Annotated in this window: 3 protein-coding genes and 1 pseudogene; 2 read left to right on the top strand and 2 right to left on the bottom strand. The window is 46.3% G+C overall.

Annotation, left to right across the window (positions count from 1 at the left end; all coding sequences use genetic code 11):
• Positions 1-74 precede the first annotated feature (74 nt).
• Positions 75-617: pseudogene (locus FGQ85_RS17980) on the top strand (response regulator transcription factor); the annotation flags it as partial.
• A complete protein-coding gene (locus FGQ85_RS17975; protein WP_138374143.1) occupies positions 614-1960 on the top strand; it encodes an ATP-binding protein in 1347 nt (448 codons plus the stop codon). The pseudogene FGQ85_RS17980 and the gene FGQ85_RS17975, both read left to right, overlap by 4 nt.
• Here the strand turns inward: FGQ85_RS17975 and FGQ85_RS17970 are convergent.
• Together FGQ85_RS17970 and FGQ85_RS17965 are read right to left on the bottom strand one after the other, a co-directional pair.
• Positions 1908-2339: a YitT family protein gene (locus FGQ85_RS17970; protein ID WP_171028012.1), complete on the bottom strand. Its 432-nt coding sequence runs from the start codon at positions 2337-2339 to the stop codon at positions 1908-1910. The two genes, FGQ85_RS17975 and FGQ85_RS17970, sit on opposite strands and share 53 nt — an antisense overlap.
• Positions 2336-3220 (bottom strand): LysR family transcriptional regulator, encoded by an 885-nt coding sequence (locus tag FGQ85_RS17965; RefSeq protein WP_138374141.1) that lies wholly within the window; start codon positions 3218-3220, stop codon positions 2336-2338. Before FGQ85_RS17965 ends, FGQ85_RS17970 begins: the two co-directional genes overlap by 4 nt.
• Between the last annotated feature and the right edge of the window lie 228 nt (positions 3221-3448).

The raw sequence follows: 3448 nt of genomic DNA, 5'->3' as shown, positions 1-3448 counted from the left end.
AAAAACACATAAAAAGAAACCCCCAATTCCCCCATGAATGGGGGCTAGGGGGCTGAAGTGTCGAAGACACTTTTTTACTTGATATTATGCTGCCGGGAGAGGATGGCATGGCCATTCTCAAAAAGCTGAAAAACAATAAAAAGACGAAAGACATTCCGGTCATCATGGTGACGGCGAAAGGAACAGAGTACGACAAGGTTTCAGGGCTTGACGCCGGTGCGGATGATTATGTGACAAAACCGTTTGGAATGATGGAACTTGTTTCCAGAATCAAGGCGGTCCTGCGGCGCACGAAGAAAAAAGAAGAGATCGAAGTACTCAAAGCAGGCCCGATTGTACTGAATGAAAAGAAGCATGAGGTCCTTGTAGACGGAGCACATGTCAGCCTGACGCTGAAAGAATACGAGATGCTCAAGAGACTGATGCACAATAAAGGAATTGTCCTTACACGGGACCGGCTTCTTGAGGAAATCTGGGGATATGATTTCGACGGCGAGACACGTACAGTTGACGTACATATCCGGACGCTGCGCCAGAAGCTTGGAAAAGCGGGAGAGGAAATCGAGACCGTACGCGGTGTCGGTTACCGGATCACGGAGGACCAGGAGGAAGTATGAGAAACAAGATCCAGAGAAATATGGTGTTTGTCATTGTTCTGACGCTCCTGACATCATATGCATTTATTATCGGGATTGTCTACAACCAGACATACCGGATCATGCAGCAGGACGCAAGGCAGGAGGCTTCCTACATCAAGGAAGCCATCAATCTGCTTGGAAGTGATTATCTGCAGGAAATGGATGATGTCAATAGCGACACGAGGGTAACACAGATCGACCAGAACGGGAAAGTACTGTATGATTCCCACGGAATTGACAGCAAGGACGAGAATCATGCCCGGCGAAAAGAAGTCATGGAAGCACTTGAGAATGGAACAGGACAGGACAAACGGGTCTCAGAGACGGTAGGGCAGGAGCTGTTTTATTATGCCACGCTTCTCGATGACGGGACGGTTCTTCGTGTCGCGAAGTCCATGGACGGCGTAAGCAGTACGGCAGTAAGGATTCTTCCTTACATGTTCGGCATCGGTCTGATCCTTGTGATTGTTGCGTGGAGACTTTCCAAGTGGGTGGCAAACCGGCTCGTTCAGCCGATTAATGAGCTGGATCTGGAACATCCGATCGATAACGATGTATACGAAGAGCTGACGCCGCTTCTGCTCAGCATGGAAAACCAGAAGAAAGAAAAAGAGAAAAATGAGCAGATGCGTAAAGAGTTTTCGGCCAACGTTTCCCATGAGCTGAAAACTCCGCTGACATCCATATCAGGTTATGCGGAGATTATGAAAAGCGGGCTTGTAAAGCAGGAGGATGTGCCGGGATTTGCCGAACGCATTTATAAAGAGGCAAGCCGTCTGATTGTGCTTGTGGAGGATATCATCAAGCTTTCCAAACTGGATGAAGGCGGTGTGGGACTGGAAAAAGAAAAAGTGGATCTCTACAGTATCTGCGAGGACGTTCTGATCCGTCTGGAAAATATGGCCAACCGTCACCATGTTTCGATGGAACTGAGCGGGGAGAAAGTGGAATATGAAGGAGTTTACCGGGTTCTGGATGAGATGGTCTGGAATCTGTGTGAAAATGCAGTCAAATATAATAAGCCGGGCGGACATGTACATGTCTGGGTCGGCAATACATTAAGCGGCCCGAAGATTATTGTGAAAGATACCGGAATCGGAATTCCGAAAGAAGAACAGGAACGGATCTTCGAACGCTTCTACCGTGTGGATAAGAGCCACTCCAAGGAGACGGGAGGTACAGGACTTGGCCTGTCCATCGTCAAGCATGGAGCGGTCATCCATAACATTCAAATCCGGACTGACAGTGAGGTTGGAAAAGGAACCGCGATTACTCTTTCCTTTTCAAAAGGCAATTCAGCGTCAGCGACTGAAGAGCAGTAAAGCCGATCCCGGTCAGAACGGATGTAATTCCATAAGAGAGAAGTCCGAAAAGCAGTACGCACGTATTGATGAGATACATGGTAAGTGCGATATTGATTTTCGGATTTTTTTTGTTCAGAATCAATGCAATGACATCAAAGCCGACAGCCGTGGATTCGGAACTGATGCAGAAATAATATCCGGTGCCGACAAGGAATCCGGCCAGAACCATGCCGATGACCGGATGAACCAGGATTGCATATCCAGACCGTGCAGGACGGAAAACAGGATGAGATAACAGAAACAGCTGAATACGGTTCCTGTGAAAAATTTCTTTCCAATTGCCCAGAATGATTTTCAGACAGCGTGCTATGCTTTGACGTGTAACTGACAGTTTCATAACTTTTTCTTCCATTCTTCAAAAATAGTACGGTAGCGGGAAGCAAACATACTTCCCTTTTGCCATATGAGAGTAAAATCATGCGTGATAGAGAAATTTTCCGGCGTGACGTCAAACAGTATGCCGTTTTTCAGCTCTTCTTCAGCAGCGGAACGGTACAAAAATGTAATGCCAAGACCGGCTGAGACAACCGCTTTCAATGCCGGAATATTCCCGATTTCGGAAACACCGGAAAAATCGTGAATGGAAAGATTACGGGCTTCCAGATGTTTTTCAAGGATCTCCCTTGTACCGGATCCGGGCTCCCGGACAATCAGCTTCTGATCAAGAAGCTCCGAAAGAGAGCGGGGACGGCAGTCTTCAAAAAGCGGGGTTCCTGCAACGGCAATATACGGTTCCGAGGAAAACGTCAGATAGTCATACTGGGTCTTGTCAAAATAGCCTTCTACGATCGCAAAATCAATCTCTCCGTCCGAGATGCGGTCGAGGAGTTCGTGAGTGTTTGCCGTGATCATGGTCAGGACAGTATCCGGATGCCGTGTCTGGTATTCGATCAGAAAACGCGGCATGACATATTCACCGATTGTAAGAGTCGCGCCAAAGATCAGGGACGGCTTTTTTTTCTGCATGGAAAGGAGCTGCTCTTTCAGATAGACCTGGTCATGGCTCAATGTCGTAAAGGCGTGGAGCAGGTATTCCCCGGCCTCGGTCAGAACCGGTTTTTTTCCCTGAAATGTAAAAAGACGGGTCTGATAGTATTCCTCAATATAGCGGATATGCTGTGAGACGGCAGGCTGCGTGATATGAAGCGCCTCGGCGGCTTTTGTAAAATTCATGTATTTACAGACTTCCAAAAATGTATAAATACGAAAATCCAGCATAAGAATGCCTCCTTTTCCTAATCATAACATATGTTTATGCATAAATAAATATATATAATTTTTCATGATTCATTTCCTTTGATATGATACTTCCAGAAATATAGGTAATTGCGAAACTCCTTCGTAAACTTGAAGCAAAACAAGGAAAATTCGTACAGGGAAGGAGTTTTGGAATGAAAAGTGGATAACCGGATATTTTAGGCGCACTTTAATAAGCTATCTGCTTTA

Source organism: Pseudoflavonifractor sp. BSD2780061688st1 E11, from assembly GCF_005844125.1.
In the GTDB taxonomy this organism is placed as follows: Bacteria; Bacillota; Clostridia; order Lachnospirales; family Lachnospiraceae; genus Sellimonas; species Sellimonas catena.
This window is presented reverse-complemented; position numbering and strand designations above follow the sequence as displayed.

Excerpts from the sequence above, each read along its gene's own strand:
- FGQ85_RS17975 (WP_138374143.1), top strand. The coding sequence starts at position 614 with ATGAGAAACAAGATCCAGAGAAATATGGTGTTTGTCATTGTTCTGACG.
- FGQ85_RS17970 (WP_171028012.1), bottom strand. The coding sequence starts at position 2,339 with ATGAAACTGTCAGTTACACGTCAAAGCATAGCACGCTGTCTGAAAATC.
- FGQ85_RS17965 (WP_138374141.1), bottom strand. The coding sequence starts at position 3,220 with ATGCTGGATTTTCGTATTTATACATTTTTGGAAGTCTGTAAATACATG.